Origin of the sequence: Bacillus thuringiensis, assembly GCF_001182785.1 — a bacterium.
Lineage (GTDB): Bacteria > Bacillota > Bacilli > Bacillales > Bacillaceae_G > Bacillus_A > Bacillus_A thuringiensis_S.
Genome location: NZ_CP012099.1, coordinates 991,087 through 1,006,179, shown reverse-complemented (window position 1 = coordinate 1,006,179; position 15,093 = coordinate 991,087). Strand labels below are relative to the sequence as shown.

The following is a 15,093-nucleotide window of genomic DNA, read 5'->3' as shown; positions in this document are numbered from 1 at the left end:
ACTACTTGCTCTCCTACTTACTATCTCTATTTTACTCTTTAATAAATTCCTTCGTACTTCTCACTGTATCAATTGGACGAACTAATTTTTCAATTTCTTCACGTTTTGGCTCTAGGAATGGAGGTAAAGATAATTTTTCGCCAAGCGTTTCGTATGGCTCATCTCCCATAAATCCTGGGCCATCTGTTGCGAATTCAAATAAAATTTGTGGTGCAACTCTTGCATATAATGATTCGAAGAAGTGACGGTTTACATATCCAGATGAAGGAAGTCCTACGCTACTGATTCTCTCAATCCATTCTTCTAATACAGCGCGATCTTCTACGCGGAATGCCGCATGGTGCACTGTACCAAAACCTTGTTGTGCTTCAGGAAGAACTGTATTATGTTCTACGATGACAGAGGCACCGTTTCCACCTTCGTTCACTTCAAATAAATAGAATTCCCCTTCTTGCGCAACCTCTTTAAATAATAGAACTTTTTCTAACACTTCTTTGAAGAAGCTAAAGTTTGCAATACGGATAAATACAGGTCCTAAACCAGTGATTGCATATTCTAATGGTACTGGCCCGTTTTGCCACGGTGTACCTGATTCGATTCCTTTATCAAGTTCATCTGAGATTAATTGATATTGTTGGTCATCAAAGTCAACGAAAGAAAGAGTTTTCTTACCAAATTGCTCTTTAATTCCTGTATGTTCTACTTCAAGACGGTCAAAGCGTTTCACCCAATACTCTAATGCTGCATCAGTCGGAACACGGAATGAAGTTTTTGAAATTTCATTTGTACCGTGTACTCCTTTCGGAACACCTGGGAAATCAAAGAATGTCATATCTGTTCCTGCACTACCTTTATCATCTGCAAAGAATAAATGATACGTTTGAATGTCATCTTGGTTTACTGTTTTCTTAACTAAACGCATTCCTAAAACGTGAGTGAAAAACTCATAGTTCTTTTCTGCACTACTTGTAATCGCTGTAACGTGGTGAATTCCTTTTAATTGGTTCATTTTATATTCCTCCGATAGTTTTTAATTTATATTTTCTCTCCTATTACTTCTCTTCAATAGGTGCTAAATTCGCTTCAATCTCTGCACGCTGATCTTCTAAGAACGGTGGTAAATCAAGTTTTTCTCCTAAATGTTCCACATCTCCATCAACTGTAAATCCTGGTCCATCTGTCGCAATTTCAAAAAGGATTCCGTTTGATTCACGGAAATATAAGCTTTTAAAGTAGAAACGGTCGATGATTCCTGAAGACTGGAAGCCTCTTTGTTTCACCTGTTCTTCCCAATAGGCAAGCTCTGCATCATTTTTCACGCGAATTGCTAAATGGTGAATGCTACCTCGGCCCGGCTTTTCAGAAGGACCATCTAAATATTTCACAACGATTTCTCCAAAAGCCTCTCCTTTAATGGACTGGAAAATTGCTTCCTCTTCGCTGCGGCTAACCTCTGTATAACCAAACATCTCTGTAAGTGTACTCGACATTTTATCAAGTCTACGAACTGTCATTTCCACAGAACCCATTCCTTGAATTTGATGCTCTGCAGGAACTTCTGATTTCTCCCAAGTTTCCCAGTGCTCCACTTTTTCTCCGTTTGAAACGAGTAGTACTAAGCGAAGACCTTCAGTATCCTCAAATTGCAAAGCAGGACGATTTGCATATGTTGTTATTTCACTATGTTTCACATCAAATTTCTCAAATCGCGCTTTCCAGTAATGCAAACTTTCCTCTGAAGGAACAAGTAATCCAATTCGAGTAATCGCATTCGTACCGCGATATGTTCTTCCTACTAATGGAATTTCAAAAAATGATAATTCCGTACCTGGACTTCCTGTTTTATCTCCATAAAATAAGTGGTACATTGACGGATCATCTTGGTTTACTGTCATTTTCACACGACGTAAGCCAAGCACGTTTTTATAAAAGTGATTATTTTCATTTGCATTTTTCGTAACCATTGAAATGTGATGATGCCCTTTAATTTTATACATTGGTTATTCCTCCGTTTCGTTTTACTAGTCAAGTGATAACTAAAAAAATAACATTTCCCACAACTAATATGGTTTTTAGCTTTTCAATTTATTCTTAATTATGTTTTTGTAAATTCATCTTAGTTTTTACTGTATAAGTTACTTTGTTTTTTAATCGAAAACAACTGAGTGTATGTTTTTCATATGACTCAATCGCTTTCGTTACTATCACTTTACACCTCAAGTGATTGAAAAGCAAGTAAAAAATCTCGAATTCAAGATTTTTTGTTAAATAACATTTAGGGTGTAAAATCTGATTATTTACGTAATTGACATTCTATTAAAACGCTCATTTACAGAAGAACATTATTCAAGTGAAGCCCTCTATAATTCAATTACAACTCCTTGAAAGTTTATGATACTATCCTGATCACACTTTTTATATTTAATGTTTTAAGGAAAAAAGCTATACTATAAGCGAAACTAAAAATCAGAAAGGAAATACCATAACATGGAAAATTATATGCTATTTATCCTTACAGCACTCCTTATTATAATGATGCCTGGTCCCGGTTTTGCTTTAGTTACAAAAAACACTATCTCTCATGGTAGAAATGGTGGTATAAAGACCGTCTTAGGAACGGTATCTGGAATGATGATTCATACAATAATGGCTACACTAGGACTCTCTGCTATCTTAATGAAATTTGCTATGCTATTTACATTAATAAAATATGCTGGGGCATTTTATTTAATTTATTTAGCTGTAAAGTCAATTAAAAGTGCCTTTTCTAAAAAAGAAGATATGTCAGGTTCAGTGGAAATAAACTCTAAGGATATTAGAACGGTTAAAAGTTTTAGACAAGGATTTACCACGGCAATCTTAAACCCAAAAACGGCTGTATTTTTCCTTAGTTTTCTACCCCAATTTATTGTGAGTAATCAAAGTCATTTCTTCCAATTTCTTTTGTTGGGATTCACATTTACGACTTTGACAGCAATATGGTATTTACTTTATATCTCTCTAATACGTCAATTAAGAACTTTTTTAAGAAAAGAAAAGGTGAACCGTACAATAGAGGGTATTACTGGCACAGTATTATTAGTATTTGGAGTTAGGCTATTTTTCCAAAAATAAATATGTAATAGAGAGAGTTTAAAACTTTCGGTTTTTCCAATAAATGAATCAATATAAAAAGTATGGCTTTCAAACAGTAAAAAAGTGAACAAACGGGTGTGTTTGTGGAATAAGCTTCAATAAAATAACCAAACTTTTTATAAAGAAGTGAATCGATTATATTAAAATTGATATAAAGGGTATTTTGTCTAGTTAGCTTGATAGCGATGTGGTTCTATCCCTTATAAAGTGAAACTTTAATCAGTGGGGTTTTTGTTCATCCCCCACTGATTATTAGTTGAACCAATCGGGCTTTTACGGACAGTTGATCCCCCACCTAACTTCTTTGCTTCCGCTGAATTTTGAGGTCGGGGTCTTACTGCCCGTTAATGCGGGATAAATGTTACAAAAACATTTATAATAGCTCTAACTTGCACAATGCTTCCCGTTAATATAATACGCTGATTCTGTGAAAACCGTAAATACGACCTCTACTTCTGGAAGTCCAAAATCCATTACATATGTAGTAATGGCCTTGGCAAATCGATCACGAATTTCCTGTCCACGCTCGAACCATTTCACTTCAATAAGAGGAAACGCTTCTATTTCTTCTCCATTGAATACAAACGTAGAACTTGGTAGTTCCAACGTAAAATTATCCGTACCACACTCACAAATCTCTGCGAGCTCTTCTACTAATGGCTTGCTTATGTGTTTTAATTGTTCAGTAGTAATTCCACGAAACACAATATGCGGCATGTAAATCCCTCCTTTAGATAGTTTTATATTTGCCCACATCATAGCACAATTCTCCCACCTTTTAACAAAAATAGATGCTAAACAAGTTTCAACTCTTATTTTTAGGCCTGTTATACAGGCTGAAGCGATTCTAAGTATCTGCCATATTAAAGTTGATATGCTCCCATTCTAGTGGTGAGATATGTTTTAATCGTTCTTCGTTAACCCCATGCGTACTTCTTAACTATTTCATTTAATTTTTAATAAAGAAAACAGCCTCACTAAGCTTTTAAAACTTAATGAGGCCACTTTATTCACACTTTTAATTATGGAACGTCGGTTTATAGAACGAACGATTATCAAGCGCGAAGACACGCTCTGTGTATTCGCCTGGTTTTGTACGTCCTAATGCGCGGTCCATCATGTTCATTTTTGCATCTAAGTTATCGATGTAGTGCAGAATTTCTGCTTCTTTTACTAATGGTGGTTTTGGGCTACCCCATTCTGCTTTTCCGTGGTGCGAAAGGACGATGTGTTGAAGAATTAATACTTCTTCTGCATCGATTTGCAATTCGTCTGCTGCTTTACCGATTTCGTTCACCATGATAGAAATGTGGCCTAGTAAGTTTCCTTCTAACGTATACGTTGTAGAAATTGGGCCAGATAGTTCAATTACTTTACCAAGGTCATGTAAAATAACGCCTGCATATAGTAAGTCTTTATCTAATGATGGGTATAGATTTGAAATAGCTTTCGCTAAATCTAGCATCGATACGACGTGATAAGCTAGTCCAGATACGAACTCATGATGATTCTTTGTCGCTGCTGGATATTCTAAAAATTCATTTTGATGCTTATTTAATAAATGTCTTGTTAGACGCTGAATGTTCGGGTTTCTCATTTCAAATATGTATTGCGTAATTTTCTCAACCATATCTTCTTTTTTCACTGGTGCTTTTTCAACGAAATCCGAGATGTCTGTTACTTCATTTTCATTCGCAACACGGATTTGTTTCACGCGTAATTGAATACGGCCTTTGTAATTTAAAATATCACCAGCTACTTTAACGATTGTTTCTGCTACATATTGTTTCTCAACTTCTGGTGATACGTCCCATAGCTTCGCTTCAATATCTCCACTTGGATCTTGTAAGATTACTGTTAAAAATGGCTTTCCATTACTTGCTAGACCTTTTGTCGCTGTTTTAATTAACAAGAAAACATCGACTTGTTCACCAACTTCATACTCTGCAATTTTCTTTTTCATTCGAATTCCTCCACCAAATCAGTTACTTTTAGTATAGCACACTACAACTCATTTTCTTTACGCATATGTGTTAATTTTATAATCTGTTTTTCTGTAAAATACGCAAGTAAATGCGTATGACATGTAAAGAATATGACTTGTCTATCCTTTGCAATTTCCTTTATTAGTTCAATCGTTCGATTCGTCCTTACCGCATCAAAGTGCACGAAACTATCATCAATAATAAATGGATAATCGTGTTCAAATGTTTTCGCAAGTGCAAATCTCAACGATAAATATAACTGCTCCGCTGTCGCTTGGCTTAGTTCATGACTGTAAAAACGCATACCGTCGTTACGCTCAACTATGAACGGCTCTGACTCTGACGGTGAAAAGATTTTACTATAGCGTCCGCCCGTTAAATACACAAAGTACTCTTCTGATTTTTGTAAAATACGTGGCAGATGCACTTCATGATAATATTGCTTCGTTTTCGTTAACACCGTTTTTGCGGCCGCATAAGCAGCCCACTTCTTCACTTGTTCACGCACTTGCGCTTTTTTCATTTCCCATTCATGCATTAAATCGCCATACGTACTACCTTCTTCTAAATTCGCAATTTCCATACGATGTTTCGCAATACGCTCTGTCAGTTCTTTCTCTTGCGCCAGGCAGTTTTGCACGACTGTCATTTCTCTCTTTAATTTCTCTTCATAACCGTCAGCTTCATAATGTTCAGCTAGTGACAAGCTCGTTAAACGCTGTTCCAACAGATCAATTTGCGGTAATAAACGCACTACTTGTTTCTCAGCATCTTCACGTTTTTCAGCCAGTTTACCTTCTTCTAAAAACATCTCTTCATCTGTAGCCTCTGCAATATGCCATAAACTGTCTCGTTCTACTAGCAATTGCTTTAATTGTTCTTGCATAAACCCATATTCTTCTTGCCATTCCGCCAGTTTTTCTTTTAACTGCTTACAAGTTTGGCGCTTCTCTTTCTCATTTTGCATACGACTTTGTGCCCCGTGTAGCTTACTATACTCCGCACTACCGATAACAGCTTCTAGTTTCTGTTCAAAATGCGAAATCATTTCATATAATGAAGATTTTCGCGTACCTTGCTTATCTAATTCACGATATAATTGCTGCATTTTTTCAATACGCTCAAACGCTGGCAATATGTGTGTATACGTATAAAATTCAGGAAACATATAGCGCGTTTTATATGCATCTACTTGTTCTCCCGCCTGGAACGTTTCTCTCTCCCATTCCTCATACGATGAAACGACTTTATCATAAGCTCCCTCCATTTGCTGCAATTTATAAGACTCACGCTCAAATAGCTTCCGAATCTCTTCATCTTTTTCTAACTGATAGCGCACAGACAGCGCTTCTTCACTTTGTCTTCCGCCAGCACTTTGCTGAAGAGTAAGAAGCTCTTCTTGTAATCCACTTGACGGATCTTTATATAAAACAAGGGCAAGAACAATCCCTACAAAAACAATAACACTAATAAATAAGAGCGGGCGGTTATCAATAAATAAACTCGTGAATAAAACAAGCGTGTTAATAAGAAGTAACAGAAGACAAACTCTTTGCCACTGCTTTTTCTTTTGCATAGCTGCTCCTGCTTTTTCCTCATACTTGCGCTTCATTCTCTCTGCGCCCATACCGATAAACGCCGCATCTTGGAACGATTTCTCTTTCTCAACTAACGTATTTCGCTCTTCATCCACTAACATTTGTTTCTGAATCTGTCTTATATTTTCTTCTTGTTCTTCTAATTGCTCTTGCGCTACTTTAAAACGATCATCAAGCTGTGCTTTTTTCGTTTCTAATTCACGCGCTTTTTGTACGGTTTGCGTAATTAATTCTTTCGTTGCCAAACTCATATCAAACGAAAGGACTGTTTCTTTTTCAAAAGTAGCACCGATTTGTTGCTCTAGCTCTGCGATTTCTTCTTTTATATTCGCAACATTCCCGCTCATATCACGCATTTCTTGGCGTGCATTTTCATACGACAAATGCTGCATACGAAGTTCTTCTACATAACTTTCTTTTTGTAAAAACTCTTCATCTATTTGAATCGAGTCAATTTCCGATTGCACCGTCTCTATTTTTTTGTGGAGCGAATCAACTTGTAACCTAAGCGGCTCCATCTTCGCCTTAATTGCTTCATAGCGCGCCGTTCCGTTTACAGGAAACTGCCCTTTTTCATTTTCTAACACTTTCTCATGCGCACGCTTTTCAATAACGAGTGGCTCAAGCGCTGCTAATATTTCATAATCTTGCTTTCGTTTTTCCGCACTCTCTTTCTCCCCGCGAACAGAAGCGAGCTTCTCTTCGCATTCTTTTAACTGCTGCACCTGTTTTTCATACGTTCCGATTTTCCCTTGCCACTCTTTCATCTTCTCTTCAAGTTTCTTCATCTCTTGCAGTGACACGTTAATTTCCGGTTTACGCCCACTCGGTTTAAAGCGTTGATCCATTTCTTTTTCTAGCTTTTTATCTAACTGTAATAGCGCATCGCTTCCGACTGCACTTGCTGAAAATAAATAATTGCCAATATCCGCTTCGCCGAGCTGATGAATATTTTGAAGACCATGCATATCAAATGAAAAGACCGATTCAAATAAACTTTCATTCACCCCACTTAATATATCGTTTAAAATCTCCTCGCCGCCCGTTTTCCCGTCTTCAAAATAAACGGTCACCTCGCCAGCTGCCGTCTTTGGCAATCGTTCAATTTTCAAACGGCCGTACTGCTCTGTTTGCACAGTCAGCGCACCGCCATACTTCCCGCCTTCTTTCGGCTCATAACGGCGCTGTCCTCTCGTCGGAAAACCGAACAGAATGCTTTTCATAAACGAGCGAATTGTCGATTTCCCCGCTTCGTTTTCACCGTATAGTACCGTCAGCAATGAAAGATCCATTTCCACATTTTCTAATTTTCCGTACCCATAAATATGGAGTTTTTCAATTCTCATTTTTTATCCCTCTCTTGCTGGAATAATTGCTCTAAAATAATATTTTCTGCTTCCTTTTGAATCTCTTTCTTCTCGTCTTCTGTAAAAGATTCAATACTATTACGCGCTACAGGAGATGTCCAAATGGTGCGCAACACGCCGTCCATATTTGTGAATGCTTCTAGCTCCTTTAGCACACTACCGACGAAATGATTTTCCGCTTTCAAACGTTCGATTTCCGCAAAAGAAACCGTCTCATTTTTCCACTTCATCGCATATACGAAATCTTTTCGCTCTTCGCCAGATGCTAAAATGTGAAAAATCTCTTCCACACGCTTTTCGTCACGCAAATAAGGAGAAAGTGGGCCCTGCCCTGTGAATACGACAGTTAAAAGCGTCCCTTCCTCTTCTCTTCGGCAATCATTCATCGTAGTTGACATGCTCGTCATAAGTTCATCAACAGTTTCAAGTCCATCAATACAAACTTCGATCTCATCCCATACAACATCTGCCGTATGGAAAAATAAACACCGCGTTCCTTGTTTCGTAAGTTCAATAAGGTACGCACCCTTCTCCCCTGTTTCCTTACGATGACGACCTTGTATGTTCCCTGGATAAATAATGTATGGCTCTTCTGATAAAATTTCACGTTTATGTATATGGCCAAGAGCCCAATAATCAAACTGTTTTTCTTTCAACTCACGAATTTGAAACGGTGCATAGCGATTATGCTCTGCATCTCCTTCCACACTTCCGTGAAGCATGCCAATATGAAAAGGCGCATCACTCATTTTCGTATACTGCGCTGTCATATTATCCGTTACCGCTTGCTGCAAATAACTAAACCCATAAATAGAAGCTAACAACTCACCATTTTTATAAAATGATTTCTCTTCTACATAAGGCTCCGTAAACACATGAACATTTTCCGGAAACTCAATCGCCGCCCAGCTTCCTCCTAAATGATCATGGTTACCGTGAATAATAAAAACAGGGATATCGTACTGCGAAAGTCTCTTCATTTGCTCACGCACAAACACTTGCGCCCTCAAACTTCTCGTCTCCGCATCATACAAATCCCCAGCTAGTAATACGAAATCAACGCGCTCTTGAATCGCTTTATCAACAATACGTTCAAATGATTCGAACGTACTTTGCTTCATTCTCTCCCAAACAGACTGCGATACATTCATCTCCATCCCTTTAAACGGACTATCCAAATGCAAATCAGCCGCATGTATAAACTTTACTTGTTTCACAAATAACGATCCTTTCTATCTTTCAAAAGTTTCATTTTATTAAAATTAACATCGCTGAAAACTAATAATCATCGAGAATGAAAATATTCTCGATGATTAAAGTTTCATTCTATTTTACCACGCAATGTCATATATTTCTTTGCATATTGTAGCGTTTTATGTCAAAATAATTATAAGATTCTGTTTTTAATTATTGGAGGGAATTTTCATGGGAGTATACGTTCTAACAGTCTTTGAAAAAGATGGTTCAAAAGCATTAGACGAATCATTCGAGGCGGCAACTGAAAAAGAAGCGAAAGCAAAAGGTGAATCTATTTTACAAGAAAAAGGATTGCACGAAAAAACACATCGCTGTACATCTTCTGCAGGTAAGCTCGTTTTATTCCAGCGCTAAAAAAAAGAAGCGTCATCCGCTTCTTTTTCACTCTACTATATCTTCGTCACACCACGTAAACACCACATCTAGAATGCGATTACCGATACGTACGCGTTTATTCCATTTACCTGTTTGGATCTGATGCTGCAATTCAGCTTTCATCTTTTCCGTCCAGTCGTGAATCGTTTCACTACCGTCGTACGGATATACGCCTGGAAACTCTTCCTGCAGTAGATGCAAGCTCTCTACATCAAAATGAAAATGGAAGAAGTAGTTTGCTGTAAGCGATGGTTCTTGCAATCGTAAAAAATGATCATCAATTTGCTTTCTATTTCTATAGAAAGTAAAGATATTCACTTTACCACTCGTAATTTGGTCAATTTGAATTTCATGCTTCTCTATAATCACGTCTTGTCCACCTCGTTGTATACTATCTTTAGTATATATGTCTTTTGCAACAAAGTTAACCATTTTCGCGCGAAATTCATTTCCTTCATTATAATTCCTGTACCTCCAAGTATAATCAGAACAAATAAAAACAAAGTTGAAGGGGAGCGATCACATGTATTTCGGAAGCAAAGGTTGGTATGTAAAAGAACTTAAAAAATTAGGTATCCGTACTTATGAAGGTAAAAAACTAGAATCGTATCGTACGCATGTGTTATCTAGTTTACTTGAGAGAATGAAGAAAGCTTCGGCTTAATAGAAAAACACCTCCCGAATTCGCATACTAAGTATGCAAATTCAATGGAGGTGTTTTTATCAGTTTTCATAAAAGATTTTTTGCTTCCGCTGGAACGGATACGTTTTAATCTCAGCTGTATCTAAATCTTCATTGAATAAATGAATGGCTATAATTTGTCTACAATCGTAAGTATGGTAATAATATGTTCCAGACTCCATACACATTGCACTTGTATAGATCGTATTATCTAATATACCGTCTTCTGTTATTACTGCCCCCTTAGGAACCTCACAATTTGATAAGATATGAAAAATAGCCGATATCCCCTCTTCTTCGTTCTCTATACTTTGAATGTTTTGTTTGCCATATGCTGCCCGTACAAATCTTGATGGCGGGGTGAAATCTCCAGGAAGTCCCATCGTTCCTGAACCTTGGCCAAAAGCACTTAATGGTACATCTCCCCACTCAGTTGGCGCAAATGGCTGCGATTTAAGTCCAATATATTGTCTTAAATTTTGTAAATGCCAATTAAACTCCGGACTATTAGTCATTACTCCTAGTGGATTATCATACACTTTTATTCCATCAGCTGTCGGCTCAAGTACAATACACGCTCCCGATTTGTCTGCTAAAATCCAATGTAGCGGCGGAGTAATCCCTAAAACTGGTAATGGCACATCTATAAAGGCAATGCTATCAATAGATTTTCTTAATTCTTCAACAGAATTGAACTGCGTGAGGCTCCAAGTCACAAAATCAAATGGTGCTACATTCGTTTTATTGCTATCTATATGATTACTATAAGTAGCAAATCCTGGGAAATAGAGAGTTGCACATGTCATACCAGCTTCATTTACTCCGTCCGCCATCATGACCCTTCCTCCAAAATTAATTCCCATTCCGACAACAGCCTTTTTCGCTCGGATCGTTTCACCAGTTATATTGTTCCACTGATAACGCCGAGGAATGATTATTACTTCTTGATTCATATCTAATGTGAAATCCATTGTTCTCGCAAAAAGGTGCTGAAAATTTTTGGTTTGCAATGTCAAACTAGTACACATGAAGAAATCCCCCCATTCTATAGTTCTATACACATTTTATAAAATTCTGACAAATACGTAAATTAAAAACTCTATTTATCACTAACAAAATAACCCCCAAAACCAAAAATGCTATAATAAACCCAATCAAACTAAGGGGGCAAATTACTTTGCTTGGAACATGCATTCAATTTCATAAGTTTGGCAATCCAAAAGACGTATTACAAGTTGAATATAAAAATATAGAACCACTTAAAGATAATGAAGTTTTCATTCGTATGCTAGTTAGACCTATTAATCCATCTGACTTAATTCCCATCACTGGAGCATACGCACATAGAATCCCTTTGCCTAACATACCTGGTTATGAAGGTGTTGGTATTGTAGAAGATGTAGGCGCTTTTGTTTCTAGAGACCTTATCGGTAAACGTGTGTTACCTTTACGCGGGGAAGGTACTTGGCAAGAATATGTGAAGACATTAGCTGATTTTGTAGTCCCTATTCCTGATTCCATTGATGATTTCACAGCGGCACAAATGTATATTAATCCCCTTACAGCGTGGGTTACATGTACAGAATCGTTAAACTTACAACGTAATGGTGTTTTATTAGTGAATGCTTGCGGATCCGCTATTGGCCATCTATTTGCACAGTTATCACAAATTTTAAACTTCCGATTAATTGCGGTGACAAGAAATAATAAACATACAGAGGAATTACTTCAGCTTGGCGCTCATCATGTAATAGATACTTCCACTGCCCCGCTTTATGAAACAGTTATGACATTAACAAACGGCAGAGGTGCAGACGCTGCGATTGATTCTATCGGGGGACCGGATGGAAATGAATTAGCTTTCTCCTTAAGGCCAAACGGACACTTTTTGACGATTGGTCTTCTATCGGGCGTACAAGTAAACTGGGCAGAGATTGTCACGAAAGCAAAAGTGCACGCGAACATATTTCATTTACGACATTGGAATAAAGATGTGTCCGCATATAAATGGCAGGAGACGTTTCGTCACTTAATTCGCTTAGTAGAAAATAAGCAATTACGTTTTATGACCGTACATTCTACATATGACTTAGCAGATGTGAAAGCGGCGGTTGATGTTGTGCAGTCTGCTGAGAAAACGAAAGGGAAAGTGTTTTTGACGAGTTATTAAATGCAATTGAAGGATCTATTTTGATTGATTTTTTCAAAATAGATTTTCTTCTGTCTTATAAACCTAATTTTAGTATCCCGGCTTCAACTACCTAAAAATAACATTGTCAACAGAACTTAGATTAGTTATCATAAAAGCGAATATAACAGGAGATGAGCAGATGAATATGAACGAAAAGAAATCTTTTTCAAAAGTTTCTCGGCGGAAATTAGTCGATGAAGTATTGGAACGTCTACAAGAGAAAATCTTTTCTGGCGAGTATGAAGTTGGTGATCGCCTCCCTACAGAGCCGCAGTTAATGGAAGAGTTAGGGGTAGGACGTTCAACGCTGCGAGAAAGTATAAAGATATTAGTACATGCTGGTGTATTAGAAGTTCGACAAGGACAAGGTACTCGCATTGTCTCACTAAATACAACGCAAGATTCATTTGAAAAAAGACTGCAAGCAGCTAATATAAATCATGTGTATGAAGCACGAAATATGTTAGATAAAGAAGTGGCGATGTTAGCGGCACAGCGCCGAAGCGAAGAGGATCTTTTATATTTAAAAGGACATTTGAATAAAAGAAAAAATGCCCTTCAAGAAGGAAATTATGTAGCATACATAGATGCAGACATTCAGTTTCATCTAGCAATTGCAAAGGCGAGCAAAAACGAAGTTCTACTTGATTTGTATCAATCTTTCGTACCCGCCCTTCGCCATATTTTAAGCCAATTAATATTACATACAGCGAACTATGAAGATAACTCTGGCATTCATGAAAAGTTATTCCAAGCTATTTTAAAGCAAAATGCCGAAGAGGCACGAACATACGCTGTTCAAAATTTGGAGCTGAAATAAGCTCCTTATCTATTACACATAAACATCAGATGATATACTCAATAACATCTGATGTTTATGAGAGGAGATAATTAAATTGAAACATCAAGAACGAACTTATTTGTGTATACTAGCAATATTTTTTGTTTCCATTAATTTACGTATTGGAATTACATCTTTTTCACCTTTATTAGAAATAATTCGAAAAGACTTAAATATAAGCAATTTTTCCGTTAGTTTTTTAACAGCTATTCCTGTTTTTTGTATGGGGACATTCGCCTTACTGACTGGGAAGGTAATTAAAACATACGGGGCAGAAAAATCAATTATGACTTGTCTTATTTTAATCGGCTTGGCAACATGTATGAGAGCTTTTACCTTTTCCATTTCCACATTATTCGCGAGCTCTTTATTTATCGGTATTGGAATTGCACTTGCAGGTCCATTACTATCAGGATTTATTAAAGAAAAATTCCCTACGAAAATTGGCTTAATGATCGGCATATATTCAGTAGGTATGGGAACTGGCGCTTCTTTAAGTGCAGGGTTAACGATCCCTTTACAACATGTATTAAAAGGATCTTGGAATATGGCACTCGCTTTTTGGGGTGTACTTACTATTATCGCTATTATATTTTGGTATCCCGTTATGAAACGAAAGAAAAATACGATTAAACAAGATAAAAAGAATAATAGCTTGCCTTTAAGAAATAGAAAAGCATGGTTATTTACAATCTTTTTCGGGCTACAATCAGGAATATTTTACTCTATTACAACTTGGCTTGCACCAGCAAATCAAAGTATGGGTGTGAGTAGTGAGCAAGCGGGTACTCTTATAACTGTTTTTACTGTGATCCAAATGATATGTAGCTTTTTAATTCCAACATTAGCGGATATTTATAAAAACAGAGCACTTTGGTTATTAGGGAGTATGTGCTTTGTATTCGTAGGTTTATCGCTTATGATTTACCCACTAACTACACCATGGATCCCTTCTATTTTACTAGGGATCGGGCTCGGCGGCGTATTTCCACTCGCTCTCATGCTGCCACTATATGAAACAAAAACTTCAGAAGATGCGAGTGCATGGACTGCTATGATGCAATCAGGAGGATATATTATGAGCGGATTCATTCCTGTCCTAGCTGGGATCGCTCGTGACTATTTTGATAGTTATACGCAAGTTTTTATTATAATGGCACTTTTAAGCTTAATTTTACTCCTATTAACTTTAGTCATAAACAAAAAGAAAGTAGAAGCAAAAGATCTTATCTCCGCTTAAATCGAAAAATGTTAATATATGGTATAATTTAATTAAAAAATGAAAGGAGCTTCTAACATGTGGTTCATTACAGCAATTGCCCTGTTTTAATAGCCTGGGGAATTGTAATATATGTGATTGGAAGGCTAAAACATAAATATAACAACGGTAACTTAAGTAAGAAAAAATCAAAAAACGCTCAAATTTTATTAGACAGTTTAATGCCCATGGGAATGCTTTTAGGGTGTTTGATCGGTATTATTGTCGGCATATTTTCTCCTGATTCTTTACTACTTTCAGTTAGTTTAGGATCCGGAATAGGCTATTTATTTGGATTTTTTGCTTATGAAATTTATAGCAAGGTAGGAAACAATTATTCATAATCGAGAAACAGACACGATTGTAGAATAAGCGAGGACATTGCATATGAATCATATAAAATA

14 protein-coding genes and 1 pseudogene are annotated in these 15,093 nt (G+C 37.0%); 7 read left to right on the top strand and 8 right to left on the bottom strand.

Annotation, left to right across the window (positions count from 1 at the left end):
- Positions 1-31 precede the first annotated feature (31 nt).
- Together AC241_RS05195 and AC241_RS05190 are read right to left on the bottom strand one after the other, a co-directional pair.
- Complete coding sequence (locus AC241_RS05195; RefSeq protein WP_043935333.1) at positions 32-1,009, bottom strand: ring-cleaving dioxygenase; 978 nt, start codon at positions 1,007-1,009, stop codon at positions 32-34.
- A gap of 43 nt (positions 1,010-1,052) precedes the next feature.
- The gene (locus AC241_RS05190; RefSeq protein ID WP_050842777.1) at positions 1,053-1,997 is read right to left on the bottom strand and encodes a ring-cleaving dioxygenase; all 945 of its coding nucleotides are present in this window, start codon (positions 1,995-1,997) and stop codon (positions 1,053-1,055) included.
- Between the two features lie 490 nt (positions 1,998-2,487).
- On the opposite strand from AC241_RS05190, the gene AC241_RS05185 reads away from it, so the two are divergent.
- The gene (locus AC241_RS05185) at positions 2,488-3,114 is read left to right on the top strand and encodes a LysE family translocator (protein WP_050842775.1); all 627 of its coding nucleotides are present in this window, start codon (positions 2,488-2,490) and stop codon (positions 3,112-3,114) included.
- Positions 3,115-3,519: 405 nt separating this feature from the next.
- On the opposite strand, the gene AC241_RS05180 is transcribed toward AC241_RS05185, so the two are convergent.
- From AC241_RS05180 to AC241_RS05165, 4 genes are all read right to left on the bottom strand, one after another.
- Positions 3,520-3,852, bottom strand: a complete 333-nt coding sequence (locus AC241_RS05180; protein ID WP_029442057.1) for a DUF1904 family protein — start codon at positions 3,850-3,852, stop codon at positions 3,520-3,522.
- A 301-nt stretch (positions 3,853-4,153) separates the two neighbouring features.
- Positions 4,154-5,098, bottom strand: coding sequence for a 3'-5' exoribonuclease YhaM (gene yhaM / locus AC241_RS05175; protein WP_000726652.1), 945 nt, complete (start codon positions 5,096-5,098; stop codon positions 4,154-4,156).
- A 41-nt stretch (positions 5,099-5,139) separates the two neighbouring features.
- Positions 5,140-8,064: an ATP-binding protein gene (locus AC241_RS05170; protein WP_050842773.1), complete on the bottom strand. Its 2,925-nt coding sequence runs from the start codon at positions 8,062-8,064 to the stop codon at positions 5,140-5,142.
- Positions 8,061-9,302 carry a metallophosphoesterase family protein gene (locus tag AC241_RS05165; RefSeq protein ID WP_050842771.1) on the bottom strand — a complete coding sequence of 414 codons (1,242 nt, stop codon included), beginning with the start codon at positions 9,300-9,302 and terminating at the stop codon, positions 8,061-8,063. Before AC241_RS05165 ends, AC241_RS05170 begins: the two co-directional genes overlap by 4 nt.
- Before the next feature lie 208 nt (positions 9,303-9,510).
- Between AC241_RS05165 and AC241_RS05160 the strand changes: the two genes are divergently transcribed.
- Positions 9,511-9,696, top strand: a complete 186-nt coding sequence (locus AC241_RS05160; protein ID WP_000539550.1) for a YhzD family protein — start codon at positions 9,511-9,513, stop codon at positions 9,694-9,696.
- A 27-nt stretch (positions 9,697-9,723) separates the two neighbouring features.
- Here the strand turns inward: AC241_RS05160 and AC241_RS05155 are convergent, their stop codons facing one another.
- Complete coding sequence (locus AC241_RS05155; protein ID WP_050842770.1) at positions 9,724-10,086, bottom strand: hypothetical protein; 363 nt, start codon at positions 10,084-10,086, stop codon at positions 9,724-9,726.
- Between the two features lie 154 nt (positions 10,087-10,240).
- Here AC241_RS05155 and AC241_RS05150 point away from each other — a divergent pair, with 154 nt between their 5' ends.
- Positions 10,241-10,381 (top strand): YflJ family protein, encoded by a 141-nt coding sequence (locus AC241_RS05150; protein ID WP_000273536.1) that lies wholly within the window; start codon positions 10,241-10,243, stop codon positions 10,379-10,381.
- A gap of 59 nt (positions 10,382-10,440) precedes the next feature.
- Here AC241_RS05150 and bsh read toward each other — a convergent pair whose 3' ends face one another.
- A complete protein-coding gene (bsh, locus tag AC241_RS05145) occupies positions 10,441-11,427 on the bottom strand; it encodes a choloylglycine hydrolase (protein WP_050842768.1) in 987 nt (328 codons plus the stop codon).
- A 149-nt stretch (positions 11,428-11,576) separates the two neighbouring features.
- Here bsh and AC241_RS05140 point away from each other — a divergent pair, with 149 nt between their 5' ends.
- The 4 genes and pseudogenes from AC241_RS05140 (at position 11,577) to AC241_RS05125 (ending at position 15,033) form a co-directional block, all read left to right on the top strand.
- On the top strand, positions 11,577-12,569 hold the full coding sequence (locus AC241_RS05140) for a zinc-dependent alcohol dehydrogenase family protein (RefSeq protein WP_050842766.1): 993 nt from the start codon (positions 11,577-11,579) through the stop codon (positions 12,567-12,569).
- A gap of 160 nt (positions 12,570-12,729) precedes the next feature.
- Positions 12,730-13,410 carry a FadR/GntR family transcriptional regulator gene (locus AC241_RS05135; protein ID WP_050842764.1) on the top strand — a complete coding sequence of 227 codons (681 nt, stop codon included), beginning with the start codon at positions 12,730-12,732 and terminating at the stop codon, positions 13,408-13,410.
- A gap of 76 nt (positions 13,411-13,486) precedes the next feature.
- Positions 13,487-14,671, top strand: coding sequence for an MFS transporter (locus AC241_RS05130; protein WP_016082621.1), 1,185 nt, complete (start codon positions 13,487-13,489; stop codon positions 14,669-14,671).
- Positions 14,672-14,728: 57 nt separating this feature from the next.
- Positions 14,729-15,033: pseudogene (locus AC241_RS05125) on the top strand (hypothetical protein).
- The last annotated feature ends 60 nt before the right edge of the window (positions 15,034-15,093 follow it).